The organism is Janthinobacterium sp. LPB2021202312-11-4 (genome assembly GCF_037049705.1).
Classification (GTDB): Bacteria; Pseudomonadota; Gammaproteobacteria; order Pseudomonadales; family Pseudomonadaceae; genus Aquipseudomonas.
Genome location: NZ_JBAGKV010000005.1, coordinates 114,797 through 131,343 on the forward strand (window position 1 = coordinate 114,797; position 16,547 = coordinate 131,343).

At 60.8% G+C, this 16,547-nt stretch carries 6 protein-coding genes; 5 read left to right on the plus strand and 1 reads right to left on the minus strand.

What is annotated here, in order from left to right:
* From V5E99_RS07505 to V5E99_RS07525, 5 genes are all read left to right on the plus strand, one after another.
* Positions 1 to 2,949 carry a hypothetical protein gene (locus V5E99_RS07505; RefSeq protein ID WP_499801874.1) on the plus strand — a complete coding sequence of 983 codons (2,949 nt, stop codon included), beginning with the start codon at positions 1 to 3 and terminating at the stop codon, positions 2,947 to 2,949.
* 143 nt (positions 2,950 to 3,092) lie between these two features.
* A complete protein-coding gene (locus V5E99_RS07510; RefSeq protein ID WP_499801875.1) occupies positions 3,093 to 5,894 on the plus strand; it encodes a Tc toxin subunit A in 2,802 nt (933 codons plus the stop codon).
* Between the two features lie 12 nt (positions 5,895 to 5,906).
* Positions 5,907 to 6,707, plus strand: a complete 801-nt coding sequence (locus V5E99_RS07515) for an Ig-like domain-containing protein (protein ID WP_499801876.1) — start codon at positions 5,907 to 5,909, stop codon at positions 6,705 to 6,707.
* A 57-nt stretch (positions 6,708 to 6,764) separates the two neighbouring features.
* On the plus strand, positions 6,765 to 10,880 hold the full coding sequence (locus V5E99_RS07520; RefSeq protein ID WP_499801877.1) for a Tc toxin subunit A-related protein: 4,116 nt from the start codon (positions 6,765 to 6,767) through the stop codon (positions 10,878 to 10,880).
* Positions 10,873 to 15,192 (plus strand): Ig-like domain-containing protein, encoded by a 4,320-nt coding sequence (locus V5E99_RS07525; RefSeq protein ID WP_499801878.1) that lies wholly within the window; start codon positions 10,873 to 10,875, stop codon positions 15,190 to 15,192. The genes V5E99_RS07520 and V5E99_RS07525 overlap by 8 nt, the downstream gene beginning before the upstream one ends.
* A gap of 7 nt (positions 15,193 to 15,199) precedes the next feature.
* On the opposite strand, the gene V5E99_RS07530 is transcribed toward V5E99_RS07525, so the two are convergent.
* Complete coding sequence (locus tag V5E99_RS07530; protein ID WP_499801879.1) at positions 15,200 to 16,531, minus strand: DUF58 domain-containing protein; 1,332 nt, start codon at positions 16,529 to 16,531, stop codon at positions 15,200 to 15,202.
* Positions 16,532 to 16,547 lie beyond the last annotated feature (16 nt).

Here is a 16,547-nt window from a genome sequence, read left to right on the forward strand (position 1 = left end):
TTGTTCACCTTGATTGGCAATCCCGCCCAAACAGATGGTTACGTCCAGGTGGATCTGGATTTTTACCAGCCGGGCACCGCTTTTTATCGTCGGCAGAAGTCGAACTTTAGTACATACCCGTTTCAAGTGAGGCTTGAAGAATTTCTGCCTGTAGGGATCACCTACATCCATTACGCTTTATTAAGCAGCAATGGTCATTGGTCACAGTGGCATTACTCAGGTCGTTTTTGCGTCATGGCCGAGATGACGTTTGATTTGCCAGGTGGCGGCCAAACCCCTGAGCCACGGCCTCTGCTCTCCGGTACGGGGCAGCAGGGGGCGCTGTTCACGCTTTATAGGGTGAATGGCAACACGCTTATTCCAATCAGCGATACACAGCAGATACCCTCAGGAGGTCGGTGGAGCGTGCGGCCTAATCAGGATCTGCCGCTGGTAGTTAATACCCTCGTCGTAAAGCAGGACCTCGGGGGCTATGAGTTGTCTTCCCCAGTGAAGAGCTTGATTTATAGAGAAACTACTCTCACTTCGCCGACGCCCCATCAGCTCGTGCGCGCCGATCAAATCTTGTTCCAGGGCATCGGCCTGCCGGGGTCCAATGTCGGTCTGGTCAAGGCGGACAATCACTACGATGCAATCAGCGAAACCGTCACTGTCAATTCGAACGCTTCATGGAGGGCCGCTGTCAGAACTCAGTTGTCCTTGCCCAGCGGCGATTTGACGGTCCAGGCCAAGCATTCCGTGGGGTATTCGGCCCCGCTCACATTCAGGGTATTAGGCACTCCCACCCTCATCACCGCCGCCGGTGAACAGGACACGACCTTCAACCTGTCCGGTGCCAACGGTTTGGCGGGGTCTGTTGTTACCCTCTACATTGACCGCAGCGACACGAAGGTGGGGCAAACCGGTGTGCTTAACAATCTGGACTGGACAGGTACGGTGACGCTGTCGCCCGGTCCCGTTTCGTTGGTGGCAGAGCAAAGTCAGGCTGGCGTTATTTCTGAACGCAGCGCCGTGCGGCTCTACAAAATCCGCCCACCGATATTGACCTCCCCGACCATGGCGGTCCTGCCCGACAACAAGGTGAAAATATCAGGCAGCGGTTTTACTGGCGCCACGGTCGAGTTCACCTATGTCAATGGGCCGGGCGCTCAAACGTTACCGCCCGTCTCGGTGGCGGGTGGCGCTTGGGAGGTGACAGCGACCGGTTGGCCGCCCGGCAGTTACACCTTCTCGGTGACCCAAAAGGTTTCCGACGGTGCCGGTGGCTGGATCATCTCGCAGCCAAGGCAGTTCGCTTTCACCTGGGCGGTGGCCAGCCCGAGCGATGTGACTTACACCGTGACCGATTACACGCCAACGTTCTCCGGACGCGGCACAACCGGCGCCACTGTGTGGGTCAGGAAGTCCGGTGGGGCGATTGTCGCGCCGGATGCGACGGTGGTGAATAATCAGTGGTCGAGTCAATCCGAAGTGCCATGGGGACCTACGCTCGAGCAAGTCGTGCATTTGAAGCAAATACTGAACGGGCAGCAGTCGGAGGGCTGGGTTGAAATCAAGGTGACCATCGCGCCTCTGGCGCCGGTCATCACCAGCCTGGTGGAAAATGGCTTATCGCCCACCGTCACGGGCACCTGCTGGCCGGGGGCCGTGGTGAGTCTGGTCTTCAGCGACCGGCCCACGGTCGTACACAGCCCTTCCGGAGCGACGGGCACCTGGACCTTTCGGCGGCCCACCGATTTTGCCTCCGGTGTCACCCATACGGTGACCGTGACCCAGACCGCCGCCAGCCAGATCTCGCCCTCTGTTCAACGCACGTTTACGGTTGCCAGGACGCTGCTTAAGCCGGTGATCACCGAGCCGCAAGAGAACGCGGAAGCAGGACGCGAGTTGACGGTGCGTGGCAGCAGCGGTGTCGCCGGGGCGAGCATGCAACTGCGCGATGCGCAATTTGGCCGGCCGTTAGGCGCACCTAAAGTCCTGACCCGCGACGGCGACTGGGAGATCAGCCTGACGGGGCTGGAATTCAGGCTGTACCAGATCGATGCCCAGCAAAGTCTCGATGGTCGCGACTCCGAACGCAGCCTCGAGCGTAACTTTTACGTGGTGGTGCTGCCCCCGCAAATCCTTGTGCCTGTGGCGGGTGGGGACTTGCCACGCGTGGGCACCGTCTCCGGCACCGGCATGCCGGGCGCTCTGGTCGAGGTTTTTTTGCAGGGGCGGCCGCAGCCGTTGCTCGGCCCGTTGCTGGTAGGTGTTGACGGCTCCTGGGACGGTGTCGTGACCCTGGACGTCGGGCATGAAACCCTCTTTGCGCGGCAGACTTTCGAAGATAAAACCTCCAGGGACAGCCCGCTCCAGAGCTTCCGCGTGGTCCCCGCTGCACCCTCTATCGAAACGCCGGCGCTCAATGAGTTTGTCGGACGCCATGCGGTTGTCTCCGGTTTTGGTTACCCGGGGGATTCGGTGACGGTGGCGCTGGCCCAGGCACCGCAGCAGGTGCTGGGGCGAGGGACGGTACTGGATGACCGGACCTGGTCGGTGACGGTGGAGCTGGACGCGCCGAGCGGGCAAAGGGAACTGATTGTCGTGCAGTGGCAGGGTGAGTTTGACTCCGGGCGCTCCTTGCGGGCAGTGAACCTGGGCACGTATTTGCCGGTGATCGACCGGCCGGCGCCGGGGCAGCGGGTTGCCAACCCGATTGAGTTGGCGGGTACAGGCAAGCCGGGTGTCATGAGTGTAGTGAGTTGGTTCAACCCGGATACCCGATGGCTGGCAGACGTTCGAGTACCTGCTGCCCAGTGGGAGGGCACGGCGAGTCAGTCGCTGCCCGGCGGGGGCAGTTGGGTGCGGTTGCAGCAGACAATCAGTGAATCGACGCCCGCGACGACTTCCGACTGGACCGAAAGCGAACGTTTTGAAGTGCTCGCGGCCCAGCCACCGTTGCCCTGATTCTCCGACAAACGGTTGCTTTTACTGTCATTTCTGACAGTAGACGCCGCCGTTGTACAGGCGCCCAATCGATTCATTGAAGTGCACCGCCCGATCCTCGGCGGCCCGACCGGCCAGCCGTCGGCGGTGCAGGGAGTTTGACCATGGCCGTGACTCAGGATCTCCCTGGCGTGCAGCTGTTTGAGCAGGTCTTCGCCTCGGTATCGCAGCGTGAAAGCTATAGCGATTTGAGCGGTTACCTGGAAGCGGGGGGCTCGGTTTTTCCCCTGGTGGAGAAGGGCGTGCAAGGCCTGGTGCGTGATTTCGGCCTGAGCGCCGATGACGCGCAGGTCTTTTTGTGGCGAGCCAATGCGCTGGCCATCCATGTCCGGCGACTGTTTATCGAACACCGGCGGGTGGACGATAACGCCACGCCGGTGAGCGCACAAAGCGGGTTGCTATCAATGGTTCTCGGGCCCAGTTTTGAGCGGTTGTTCAATCCGCGCTTTAGCGAGAACTGCCTGCCTGATGCACTGGAATCGTTCACCTCGCCGGTGGCGTATCTGATCGAACTGGTGCGATGGGTCCAGGAACGCATCGAATCTGTCGGTGATGGCCAAAAAAAAATGCCGTTGCTGGAGCGTCGCACGGACCTGTTGGCGTTGACGATCGATGACAACGCGGTGAATCGCGCCTGGTCGTCCGTGGACATCATTATCAAAGTGCTGGAGGCGTTCATCCGGGCTCACGCCAATGTCGAGGCGCCGGATGCCGTGATGGCGCTGGCCCGCTATCCCAACGGGCTGCCCTACTATCAGCCATGGGCCACGATCGATTTTGTCGCTCGGCAAAACGGCCATTCCGTGGGGAGCATCGCGCACCTGATCGATAGTGCTTTTCCGTATTTCCTGCAACCCGATGCCTGGGACGACGACGCGGGACGGGCCTTGCTCCACGCCTCCAGGCTGGGGCCTCAACAGCGCTCGTTGTTGACCGAGCAGTCGGTTGTCAGTGCGGACAAAGAGGCGTTCTACGAGGCGAACTTTGGCGGTGTGGGTTTGACCTGGCAGAACCTCTCCCAGGTGCAGTTCTTCTGTGAGCGAACAAAGCTCGACACCACCAGGCTCGAGGCATTGTTGTCGGTACGCCGTTTCGTTCCGCTGCGCTCGGCCAATGCCCCGCTCAAGCCCGGTGATCCTGCGATACCCGACGGGGCGGCTTCAGGGTCGGTGTACATCAATGCGGGTCGCACGCCCGCTATTGGTATCGACGTAAGGGCTGGCAATGAGCAGTTCAATCGACTGACGGCCGATGTTAACGATCCCGCCCCCTACGACCGCATGAATCGCAAAGTGCGTCTGGATCAATGGCTGGACCTGCCTTCAGATCAAGTGGATGCCTTGCTGGTGGCTGCCTCCAGAGCGCAGAGTCGCGGAGGGCCGACCACCCCGCCCTGGTGGATTTCGGACAGTACCGTGCAGGCGCTGGGCCTGTTTCAAACCTTGCGTGAGCGTTACGGCTGCACTGCTGAAGACTTCGCAGTGTTTATCGATGAACTGTCGATTTACGGGCGGGGCGAGGTGCTTTCGTCCTTTGATCGAACCTTCAATATCGAGGACGGTTATCGCAATGCGCTGATTCTGGATGAAGGGGCGTTCGCGGTATTTCCCGGGGTGGGTGTGAGTGAACTGACGGTCAATCTGCTGTGCCATGGCCTGGGCATCGATTTGCAGACCTACCGTTATCTGGCGATGGTGATTGCCCAGGCCCATGGCCGCACTGACACGTTGATCCGTAGTCCGGCGATTATTTCGAGTTTTTACCGTCTGGTCAGGCTGCCCCGATTGCTGGGCATCACGCCGATCGAAGGTGTGCTGATGCTGGCCCTGCTGGGCGCAGATCGCTGGCTTGGGGTGTTGGCCGGCGTCCCGACCATCAAAACCGTCACCGCGCAAGACCCGCCCAATGTGCTGAATATCATCCATGCCCTGGATTCCTGCGCACGCTGGTGCGATGAGCAACAGATGTCCGTGTCATGGATGGTGCAGCAGGCGTCGGTGGCGCAGATGCCGGCGGCGTCGACGGTGGATGAGTTGCAGTTGTTCGATCAGGTGCGGAATTTGTTGTCGGGTGCTTTTTTCACCAATACCGCGTTGCTGATGGCGGGTGTCCCTGCGTTGGCGGGTGGTGCTGATTGGTTGGACCTGCTGACCTCGCTGGTCGACAACAAAGGCCTGGTGATCAACCCGCGACACATGAGCGAATCCGATTACCGGGCGCACGCACGCGCACGTCTTCTGATCGCGGTGCGCGATGGTTTTGGGGGCGATGACGATGTCGATTACAGCGATATTGTCGACAAAATGTCAGGTGTGCTGCTGCAAGTCAGAGGCGCTCAACAGTCGGTGGTCAAGGAGTGCCTGGCGGTTTACGCCGGGCTGGATTCGGAGCGGGTGCTGGCGATCATTGAGTGGACGAACATCAGCGTCGACTATCTATTGCGTCAGGTGCTGGATCGCTCTGTCCAAATCGATACGGCCCGGGCTTCGGGCTTGCGCTGGGAAGCGCCAGTCGACCCGTTTCTGCAAGTGCTGGCCGAGGTGCGCCGGCGCAGCGCGGTGGTGATGAAGCTGGACCTGAGCCCCGAATTACTGCGCGACTATCTGGAATACGGTCATCTGGCCTGGATGGGGCAAGCGGATAAATACGCGTTGACGGTCAACACGCTGTATGACCTGACCGTGCTCAATCGGGCCTTTGCCGCCAGCGAATCGCCCGCCAGCACATTGCTCGACTACCTGCGTCAGGTGCATGCCTTGCCCGATCCACTGACCGGGGATGCGTTGAGTCTGGCGCAGCAAGCGGCGTCGATCAAACTGGCCAGGTTTTTCGCCTGGAGCGTCCAGGAAGTGCGCGAATGCGCAAATCGGGTAGACCCGCAACGGATCATCAGAAACCTCCGGTAACTGGATTTGCTGATGCGCGTCCGTGCATCGGCGATGCGTACTGGCATGGATGCGCAGACTATTTTTCTGATCGGCGCGCTCCCCGCGACGCTGAACGAACCGGCTTATGAAACCGCTGCCGGGCATGCGCTGCTAAGTCTCTCTGAGCAGCGCGAGCCCTTGGTCGCCGTTACAGGCGAAATCGATGAGCAGGTCGTGACGATGACGTGTTCAGTGAACGCCACCCAGGTCATCGCCAATAAGCCTGGTGAAACCATCACCTTCACCGTGACGGTCAGGGACCTTGAGGACCGGTCTGTGAGTGGGGTCGAGGTGCACTGGGAAACCGAACTGGGCAGCTTCAACAAATCGGTCACCACGACGGACGGGGTAGCCGTCGCCACCTTTACTCCCGGCGCGGTCATGGGCACGGTCACCCCGGTTTTCTGGCTGGACCTGCAGGACAAACACTACGCCCCCACGGTGGAAATCATCGCCGATGCCACGAGCATGATGTTTCCTCTGCGCTACAAGTCCCGGGAGCCGCTGGGCATTGTGCCGCGAGGTCAGGAAGTCGAGCTTTACGCCGGCGTACAGGACAGCTACGGCAATGTCGGGGCGAACATGTTGGTGGACTGGCTCAGTGAGACCAGCGGTACGGGGACTGCGATCATCAGGCCAAGTCAGGGGTTCACCAATCAGCAAGGGCTCACACGGGTCTTTGTTTCAAGCCGTACGGGCGGCGTGTTCGAATTCGGTGTGCTCATCCAGGCCAGCGATACGACCCTGTATTTTGAAGCCATCACCTTCGCCGGCGACACCTTGCCGGGTTGAGGGCTGGGGCGGTTGAGGTGGTTTGACAGCAACGAATCCGGTCTCGGGAGAGGCGTCATGGACAACAAGCGAATCGCCGGTCTGCTGGAACAGCGTCGCTCGGCGTTGGTCGAGTACAGCATCGGGCAGATCAAAAAAAGCACCGTCGATAACCGTTTTAATTTCGTCAGAACACCCGCGGATCTGTTCGAGTTGCTGCGGATGGACCCGCTGGACAGCTTCGCGGTCCAGACTACTCCGGTCGCCGAGGCTGTCAGCTGTGCGCAACAATTTATCCATGCCGCGTATCGAAAGCTTGAACCGGGTTATGAAGAAGAGTTCAGCAAAGGGGATTTGCAAACCTGGGAGCTTTACAGCAATTACCCGGATTGGGCAGCGGTGCAAATGATTGGCTGCTATCCGGAAAACTACATCAACCCCTATGTGCGGCGACGTCAGACGTCGCTGTTCAAGGCGCTGGCCGACAACCTCAATCAAACCCGTCTGAGCGCCGATACGGTGCTGCTGGCCCTGCAGGATTACCTGCAAGAGTTCGAGCAGATCTGCAACCTGGATGTCATCAGCGGTTACGTCGACGGTACATCGGCCGCTCAAGCCGATTATTACTTCATTGGGCGCAAGCGCACCTCACCGTATCCGTATTACTGGCGCCGGGCCGAGGTGGTGCTGGCGCCCGATAGCACGGCGATCAACCCGGCGGCGTGGAGTGAATGGCAACCGGTCGAGATCCCGACGGGGGAGAGGGTGCTGGATATCCGCCCGGTGTTCTGGGGAGGGCGTTTGTGTGTGGTCTGGGCTGAGTGGCTCGATGGTGTGAAGAGCCGGCAACAGAACGAGTTCATGGCGCCCAAACTGGATATCAATCTGGCATTCATGATGTCGAACGGTCATTGGTCGGCACCGTTGTCCCTGTACAGCGCCGAGCAGGAGAAGGTGTTTTCCGGTGAGGCCCGGCTGATTGCCACCCTGTTTGCGGACTCCCAGCATCCCAAGGGCAAACTGGGCGTGTTGTTGACCAACCGCAACCTCGTCGATGACCCCGCACCCGCACCCGACGAGCGGCTGGATGTGGTCGTGGTCCGAGACGTGCTGTTGCGTCCCGTGGTCGACTATGGCGGATGGCTGGAAGCCTTGGCAGATTACCGCTTCGTCACGCGGGATATCTTGCAGAACCCGTTTTCATCACAGAGTACGCCGGGGATTGTCGACACTATTGAGGATGAAGGTCCATTGACTGCGTTCTACAGCCTGCAAGCGTTGGTATTGCGTGCTGGCAGTGAGGACATACTCCTCGTCAGTGGCCAGTGCCTGCCAGTACCGGGCAGTGTCGATGCGCCTGTCGCAACGTTTGACTTGACGATGGCCAACCCGGCATCAGGCGACCCGGCCCCCGCGACCGGTTCTTTTTCCATGGGGGGCGGCTGGCGCACTTCAGTGTTGGCGGTGAAGCGCCAGGCCGGTGGGTTTACCGGCCCCACGACGTTCACTTTCGGGTCTGCGCCCGCCACGCAAGCGGGACGCAAACAGTATGTGGTGACCGCTCCCGTGGTGCTCGGCTTTGCACCGCCGGAGCTGGACAAGGCCAACGCACTGGGGGCCCAGTTTCTTGCCCTCAAGCAAGCGGGGCTGGCGCTCAAGAACGTGCGGCTCAATTCGTTGTTCGGGCCGGAGCTGGTACAGCGCGCCAACGTTTCCATCGACGCGCTGCTGGATTGGGATACCCAGTTTTTGGCGGAGCCACCACCGACCTCTGGCGCGATCATTGAGCCTAAAGGGGCCTTTGACGGGGCCAACGGACTGTTTTTCTGGGAGCTGTTTTTTCATCTGCCGCATTTGGTCGCCATCCGTCTGAGCGCTGAAGATCGTTACCTCGAGGCGCAAAACTGGCTGCACTACCTGTTTGCCCCTCAAGCGGCAGCGGACAATAAAACGGAGCCGCACAAATATGATTACTGGCGGTGCCGACCCTTGATCACGTTAGGCAACACCGGGTGTGAAGCCGCTGCACCGACCGATCCGGATGCTATCGGCTACTCGGCGCCTCAACATTTTCAGATTGTTGTCTACGTCGACTATGTAAAAAACCTGATCGCTTGGGGTGACTGGCATTACCGGCAACTGACCCGTGACAGTCTGGTGGCCGCCAAGCTGTGCTACGTCCAGGCCGAGTTCCTGATGGGCCAGGCCCCGTCGACGCAAACCGTTAGCCGATGGGAACCGAAAACCCTAGGCGAGTTGCTGGACCTCTCCCTTTCCCGGCCAGCGCTTGAGGCCTTCGAGCAATCCTTCGCGTTCAGTCTGGCGGACGTGCCTTCAAGGGCCAAAGAGCCGCCACTGCTTGGCCTGTTGGCCAATAAACCTTTCCAAAAGCCGATCAACGAGCAGTTGCTGGCGCTGTATGCCATACCCGGCAGTCGCCTGAACAACTTGCGCCATAACCTCACCCTCGACGGCAAGCCGATGCAGATCCCGTTCTTCAGCCCCCCAACGGACCCCAATCAGTTGCTGCGAGATCTGGCGGCCGGTGGTGCGGGTTCACCGCGACCCATGGGGGGGCGATTGGTGGTGGTGGCGTATCGTTGGCGAGTGGTCTTCGAGGCGGCGTTGCGCGCCGCACAAACGCTGCAAGAGTTCGGCAGTCAGGTGCTGCGGTTCCTGGAACAACGTGATCGTGCCGAGCAGGAAGAGATGCAACAAAACCATCTTGTCGAACTGGGCGCCTATGCCAGAAGCGTGCAAGAGCAGACCATCGCGCAAATGGAGTCGACGCTCTCGGCGCTCGGACAGAGCCGGTCCGTGGCGCAGGAGCGCGCCGATACTTACGCGCTGCGTTATGAAGAAAACGTTACCGCCGCTGAATACGACGTGATGAACACGCTGCACCTGGCCAAGCAGTTGAGCATCACGTCAACGGCGATCAAAGGTGTCGGCGCGGCACTGGCCGTGGCGCCCAATATTTTTGGCGTGGCCAACGGCGGGCATCGCCTGGAAAAAATCGCGGACGCGGTGGTTTTCGGCCTGGACATCTCCGCTGCGGTGCTGCAAATGGACGCGGATAAAGAGGCCACCACCGAAGCCTATCGTCGCCGGCGTCAGGACTGGGATTTTCAACGTCAGCAGGCCCTGGCAGAGGTCCGTGCCATTGATGAGCAAATCATCGCGCAGACACATGCGATAGAGGCCGCCAAAGTCAGCCAGCAGCAAACCCTGACGGCCAACAGCCAGGCGCTGGTGCTTTACAACTTCCTCAAAAAACGTGCGACCGGCGCCGAGTTGTACGGTTGGCTGTTGGGTCAGCTCAAGGCCCTTCACTACCAGGCCTATGACGCCGTCGTCAGCCTGTGCATCAGTGCTCAGGCCTCGTTGAGTGCCGACACCGGCGACTACGACTCGTCGATCTTGTTGCCTCAGGTCTGGCTGGACAATCGCCACGGCCTGACAGCGGGCGAGCACCTGCGTCTCTATTTGCTGCGCATGGACGCCGAATACATCCAGCGTTACGAGCGTCGTCTGGAGTTGATCAAAACCGTGTCCCTGCGGCAGTTGTTTGATGACGCTGTGGATCGGCAAGTGGGTTTTGATGACTGGGCGAGCGCGCTCCTGTCACTGCAAGACACCGGGACCCTGGAATTCCGACTGACGCAGTTGCTGTTTGATCGCGATCATCCAGGGCACTACTGCCGTCAGATCAGTTCGGTGGAAGTCGATCTGCCGGTGTTGACCGGGCCATTCGAAGATGTCAGAGCAACCTTGTTGCAGGTCTCAAGCATGACCGCGACCAAGGCATCGCTGCGATCGGTGGAGTATTTGCACGCCCCCGACAATAACCCGGCGCCTGCCGACGTGCAGGTCAACCTGCGCAGTGGCCAGCAAATCGCCTTGTCGGTTGGGCTTGCCGACTCCGGCATGACCACAATGAAGCCAGAGGAAGGTTTGCTTAACCCCTTCGAATGTACCGGGGTCGTCTCACGCTGGGTCTTGAGGTTCCCGTGGCCGAAAAAGCCTGCGCAACAGGCCATGCTGGCCTCTTTGACGGACGTCATTGTGCGTGTTCGCTATACGGCCCGGGACGCAGAGCCGACGTTCACCAGAAGAGTGATGGACATGGTCACGGAAGCGGAGGCGTCAGCCACCACGCCGGGGGTCGCAAACGGAGTCAACCGTCATGAATGAGCCCGTCATCCAGGCCGATACCAGCCTGATCCTCAACGGCGACTTCAGCCAGGGATTAACTCAATGGACCAAGGGGTCGCATAACTCGCACTTGATCGCGACTCAATCGGACTGGTACGAGGGTGAGCGGATTCGTTACCTGTTCATGCAGGATGGCGCATCCGTCAGCCAGTCGATGGGGTTGCCTGTGGACCGCAGCGCCGATGCGCGGTACGTCCTCAGTTTTCTGTGTGAAAACCGCCACACCGCCCCGGGGCGATTGCTCATCAGTGTCGATGGCAGCGGCGAGCAACTGGACATCGAACTGCTTGCCGACAATGCGCGGGACAGTGCAGAGGATCAGTTGCGACGGGATGCCGGACAGCCGCTGGAATTCATCCCGAGGTTTTACGAGGTCGAACTGGCATTGCCGCTCCAGCACGGCGGCGCAATCCGCATCAATGTTGTCAGCCCGGTGAATCGACCCAGCGATGTGATCTCGGGTCTATGCATCACGCGTATCCAGATCCTTGTGCACCTCGGGCCGCTGGTGTTGGAACGGCTGGTACTGGATGGGCAGGTGTTGTCACCGGACCGTCCGTTGTACCTGTGCGTGGGAGCGGTCGAAAGCATGCAGCATCGGTTTTTCTGTGTGCCGGTGGCGGGTAATCCGTGGTTGAACACTGAGGCCGCGCTGGTCAGTGACGACAACCCGCAGGGTGCGATTATCGCCACCCCGGCCTGGGGCGTGGACCAGCCGCTTAGTGCAAATTGGCACCTGGACGCTCCGCTGATGACGGACCAGGAGCCCGTGGCGTTTTCGATCAGCCTATTGAACCGATACACCGCCCAGGCCTACTCGATGGCGGCGTCGTTCGGGCATCACCGACTGGTGTTCCGTGATGTGCTGGAGGCCGCGTATTACCCGGTGGTGGAATACGGGCAGAGTGTTCGTGTCGGTGTTCTGGTGGCCTCGTATTACACCGGTCAGCCCCTCGGTGGACGAACCGTGACCTGGACACACAATGCCCACCGCGTTCAGGCCGCCGTCACGAGCGACGACAGCGGCTGGGCGTACTTTGACTATGAACCGCCAGAGGCCGGCGATTTCGAACTCATAGCCTCAGTGGAGAGTTTGTATTACACCAGCGGCGTGGCGACCCAGTCGGTGAGCGTGCGTGCGCTGGCCACCGACCCGTGGGACGACCTGAAAGTGGTGGTCGAGGGGCAGGAGCTGCTGTGGGACGACGTCACCGGTTACCCCAATCGTGGGTCGGCGTATCCGCTGCAACTGAAACTGCCGCCCGACAGCCCTCTGTGGGGAACGGACCTGTACTTGAAGTGGGAGGGTGACTCGCCGGACCGATTGGGCGTGACGGTGAGCCCGGCGCTTGAGAGCGCGGTGCCGGTCGCGGATGAGGCCCCTGAGTGGATATTGACCTGCGAGGATCGTCTGGACGCTCGCTTTGATCTGCGGCTGGGCTGCTCGAGGCTGTTGCTGCCTTCTACCCGCAAACCGATGTCGCTGGCGCGTAACCTGGTCAGAATTGGTGAGGTGCGTGATGCGAACCGCTCGCCGGTGGTCGATGAACAGGAAAGTGTGCTGCTCAGGTTGCAAGTGGTGCATATGATCGCCAGTGGTAACGGTGATCCGGTGGTCAATGCACTGGTTGAGTGGGACGGGCCCAATGGCAGCGTTGCGACGGTCACCGGCGCGGGGGGGTGGGCCAGCGTGCTGGACGTCCCTCACCAGGCCGGCACCTACACGATCACGGCCAGGGTCAGGGCCCATGAACACATGGCCCCGGTTGAACGTCCGTTTGCGGTGACGGCGCAGGCGACCAGCCCATGGAAAGGTGAGGCGAGGTTTTATCTGGACGACGTTGAGGTTGATCCGGCCGTCGGTATTGCCTGTCGGCTCGGCCGTTCCCATGTTTTTCGCGTCGCGCCGAGGCCGGGCAGCCCGGCGCAGGACCAACCCATGACTCTGCGCATCAACGTTCAGGAGCCAGGGCTGGGGTTGACGATCGGCGCACCGACAGCGACTGCCGACGGTGGCTGGCAATGGCCGCTGACCTCCACGGGCGCCAGTCAGAGTGGAATGTTTGTGTGTGGGCTGCTCAGCGATGTCTGGACACAAGAACGCATGCTATCGGGCCGCTTGCTGTCGCAGAACCTCGCCGATGAAGTCACCGTGGTGCTCGATCAAGTGCCGGCAACGCTTGGTGCGCAGACGCTGTACCCGTGCCTGGGGGCGTTGCACCGCTTCAATGTGTTGCCACATGCCCTGAGCCCGCTGGTGGGGCTGGACGCAAAACTGAAATGGTCGGGCACTAGCGCCGAACAACTGGGGGCCACGGTCGACCCCGCGCTGAGTGTGGCGCAGGCCTTCAGCGATGGCGGCGCACTCTGGTTACTGGACTTCAGCGCCAGTCAGCAGCGTGGACAGTTTTCCCTGGCGCTGGAATTGCCGCAGCTCAATCTGACATCCGCTGCCAACGCGATGGAGTTGGGGCATAACAAAGTCAGCATCGCGCTGGCGCATGAGCCGGTAGTGGACCCGGTCGTGGGGCAGGATCGGGCCTGGATGTGGACGCAGGTGATCTCGGCGTATACCCGCCAACCGGTTGCGCAGGTGCCCGTCACCTGGTCGGCGGGGCAGAACTCGCAGACGCTGGAGACCGATGCGAGTGGCTGGTCCGGGTTTGGCCTGTTGCCCGCTGTGGCGCAGACGCAGGAGGTCAAGGTCAGCGTGTTGAGCCGTTATGACGGTTTTGAAGAGACCCGAAACATGACGGTCAAGGTGCTGGCGCAGGACCCGTGGAAAGGCATCCGCATCAGGTTCGATGGGCAACCCGAGCAGCCCTGGGGCAGCAAGACCTATTTCCCGCGCCGCAAGGGCACGCACAGCATCGAGGTGCTGGCCGAGGCGGGCAGTCCGTTGTTTGGGCATGACTTGACGCTCGGCCTGACCGGCACCGGGCCTGCGGCACTGGGGTTGGACTTTATGCTGTCGCCGCTCGGCGCGCCTCGCTGGTTCTCTTCTGCCGGGCTGCTCTATGAATTCAAATGCGACGACTTGCGTGACGGCAGCTTTGCCTTGCGACTGGCGGCGACCAGGTTGGCGAACCTGTCGCCGGCCAATGCCATGTCGCTGGGCACGGGCTCACAGGTGTTGAAACTTATTGTTGAAAACCGCGTTCAGCAGACGCTCGACTGGGGGCAGGCATTGTACGAGCAGGTGAGCGTGGTGTCGGCCATCAGTGGCAAGCCCCTGGCCGGTATGACCGTGACTTGGGAAAGCCCCGACCTGGGCGTAATCACCAGTCAGACTGACTTTTATGGCGTAGCGCGGCTGCACTTCAAACCCCTCACCGCCGGCGCGGGAACGGTGAAGGTGACGGTGGGTGATCACGTGTATTCGGAATCGGTTTCACTGGCCTTTGTGGTCAATGAACCGCGTGAGATCGCAGCCCTGACCCGTGCCACTGCCGATGGTTATCCGGGGGAAGAGGTCGAGGCACAGGCCACCGTTGTGTCGGCCATTACCGGTCAGCCGCTGAGTGGCGTGGAGGTGATGTGGGATTACGCAGGTGCGTCGCTTGCACCGACCCTGACCGATGCGCAGGGTCAGGCCACTGTCCGCTTCAGGCTTGGCGTGCCCGGTACGACCGTACTGGATGCATCGGTGCGCGGTGGTGAAGGTGGCTGGGATATGAAGTCACTGTTAATCACGACGCTGGAAGACGCGTTGCGACTGGACGACTTGATCGTCGACCAAGCGAATAGTGTTATCGGGGAAACCGCAAGCGCCAAGGCGAAGGTGGTGTATGACCGTGGTGGCATCGCCGCACCTGATGTGCGGGTGAATTGGCGTTTTGCACAGTTGCAGCTAGCGCCCTCTCTCACCAATGGTGAGGGGTTGGCGCCGGTCGAGTTCAAGCTTGCTCAGGTCGGAACATTCAGTCTGGTTGCGACCCTTGAGGGTGATCCTTCGGCGACACGGGAAAAACAGCTCACGGTGGTGAAACCCGTGCGCATGATGTCCCAGTTTCGTGGGGGAGGGACCTATCCGGTAGGCGGCTCCGGGGCAATCAAATTTAGGGTCATCTCACTTGAGACGGGCGAGCCGATAGAAAATCAAGAAATATTCTGGGTCGTTAGAGAGGTTGAAGATTCAACAAGGTCCGGCCCGGATGGCTGGGTAGACAGGGCTTTTTCCCTGTCGCCGGGTTTCTCCGGCTATTTGCAGGTGAGGGTGTACATCAAGGATTCGCAAGGTGGCGTCGCTGATCAGCAGTTTGTGACCATGAAGTTCGTTGGGCCGGACTGAGATGTTCTCAGAGCACGTTACCTCTTTTTAAACTCAGGTAACGCGTGATCAGCTCGGCCCCGAACGCTGCGGGCCGGGCATCCACTATGTGGGCGCCATAAGCACTCAACCGCTCGTGGAGTTCGGCCCGCGCATTCAAATAGTCCACCGTCCCGCAATACAGCAAGGCCTCGGGCAAGGTTTGCACCGGCAACTGCCGCAAGGTGTCGAGGGTGTCTTCGCGCAGGCTGGCGATCAGCACCCGATGTCGTTGCCCCAGGCGTTGCACGGCATTGAGCAGTTCTTCATCGTCTTCATCCCGAAGGTTGGTCACCAGCACCACCAGCGCCCGGCGTTTTTGCCGGGCCAGCAACTGGCTGGCCGCAGCCTGATAGTCGGCAGGACGTTGCGTGGTGTCGAGGTCGTAGACGGTGTTGAGCAACTTCTTGAGCTGCCCCGAGCCCTTGACTGGTGCGAGGTAGTGCGGCGGGTCGCTGGCGAAGGTGCTCAGGCCCACGGCATCGCCCTGGCGCAGAGCCACGTAACTGAGCAGCAGGCAGGCGTTGAGCGCATGGTCGAAATGGCTGAGCTCGCCGTCCTGGCTGCGCATCCGCCGACCGCAATCGAGCATGAAAATGATCTGCTGGTCGCGCTCGTCCTGGTACTCGCGGGCAATCGGCGTGCGTTGGCGGGCGGTGGCTTTCCAGTCGATCTGGCGCAGGCTGTCGCCTTCGCGGTATTCGCGCAGTTGATGGAACTCCAGCCCCTGGCCCCGGCGTTGCCGTTGGCGCACACCGAGCTGGCTGAGCCAGTTGTCCACCGCCAACAGTTCGCCGCCATAGAGGCGGGCGAAGTCCGGGTAGACGCGGGTGGTGTCGGCCACCCGGATCAAGCGTTTGCCGGACCACAAACCCAAGGGGCTCGGCAGGTTGATTTCGCCGTGTTCGAAGGCGAAGTGACCACGGCGCAGGGGCCGCAGGCGATAGGTGATCTGGCTGTGCTGGCCGGGTTGCAGTTCCACGGTTTGCGGCAAGTGTTCGAAGATCAGCCCATCGGGGGCGTGATCGAAAATCTGCACCTGCAGAGGGTGAGCAAATGCGTGCTCGATATCCAGTTGCACCTCGCCCCAACGCCCCAATGCCAGGCTGCCGGGCATGTGTCGTTTAAGGCGCGGCGCGGGCATTCGCTTGAGGCGGATGGCGTCGATAACGCTCAAGGCCAGAAGCGCCAGCAGTAGCCCCCAACTGATCGATGGCAGGTTTTTCGGCAGGGGGATTTCGAGCGCCCGCAAGGCGCCGAGCACGATGCCCAAGCCAAGCAGCACCGACAGCCAGATCAGCAGCAGGCGGGATGGCTTCATTGGGCGATACCGCGTT

Excerpts from the sequence above, each read along its gene's own strand:
- V5E99_RS07530 (WP_499801879.1), bottom strand. The coding sequence starts at position 16,531 with ATGAAGCCATCCCGCCTGCTGCTGATCTGGCTGTCGGTGCTGCTTGGC.
- V5E99_RS07525 (WP_499801878.1), top strand. The coding sequence starts at position 10,873 with ATGAATGAGCCCGTCATCCAGGCCGATACCAGCCTGATCCTCAACGGC.
- V5E99_RS07510 (WP_499801875.1), top strand. The coding sequence starts at position 3,093 with ATGGCCGTGACTCAGGATCTCCCTGGCGTGCAGCTGTTTGAGCAGGTC.
- V5E99_RS07520 (WP_499801877.1), top strand. The coding sequence starts at position 6,765 with ATGGACAACAAGCGAATCGCCGGTCTGCTGGAACAGCGTCGCTCGGCG.
- V5E99_RS07515 (WP_499801876.1), top strand. The coding sequence starts at position 5,907 with ATGCGCGTCCGTGCATCGGCGATGCGTACTGGCATGGATGCGCAGACT.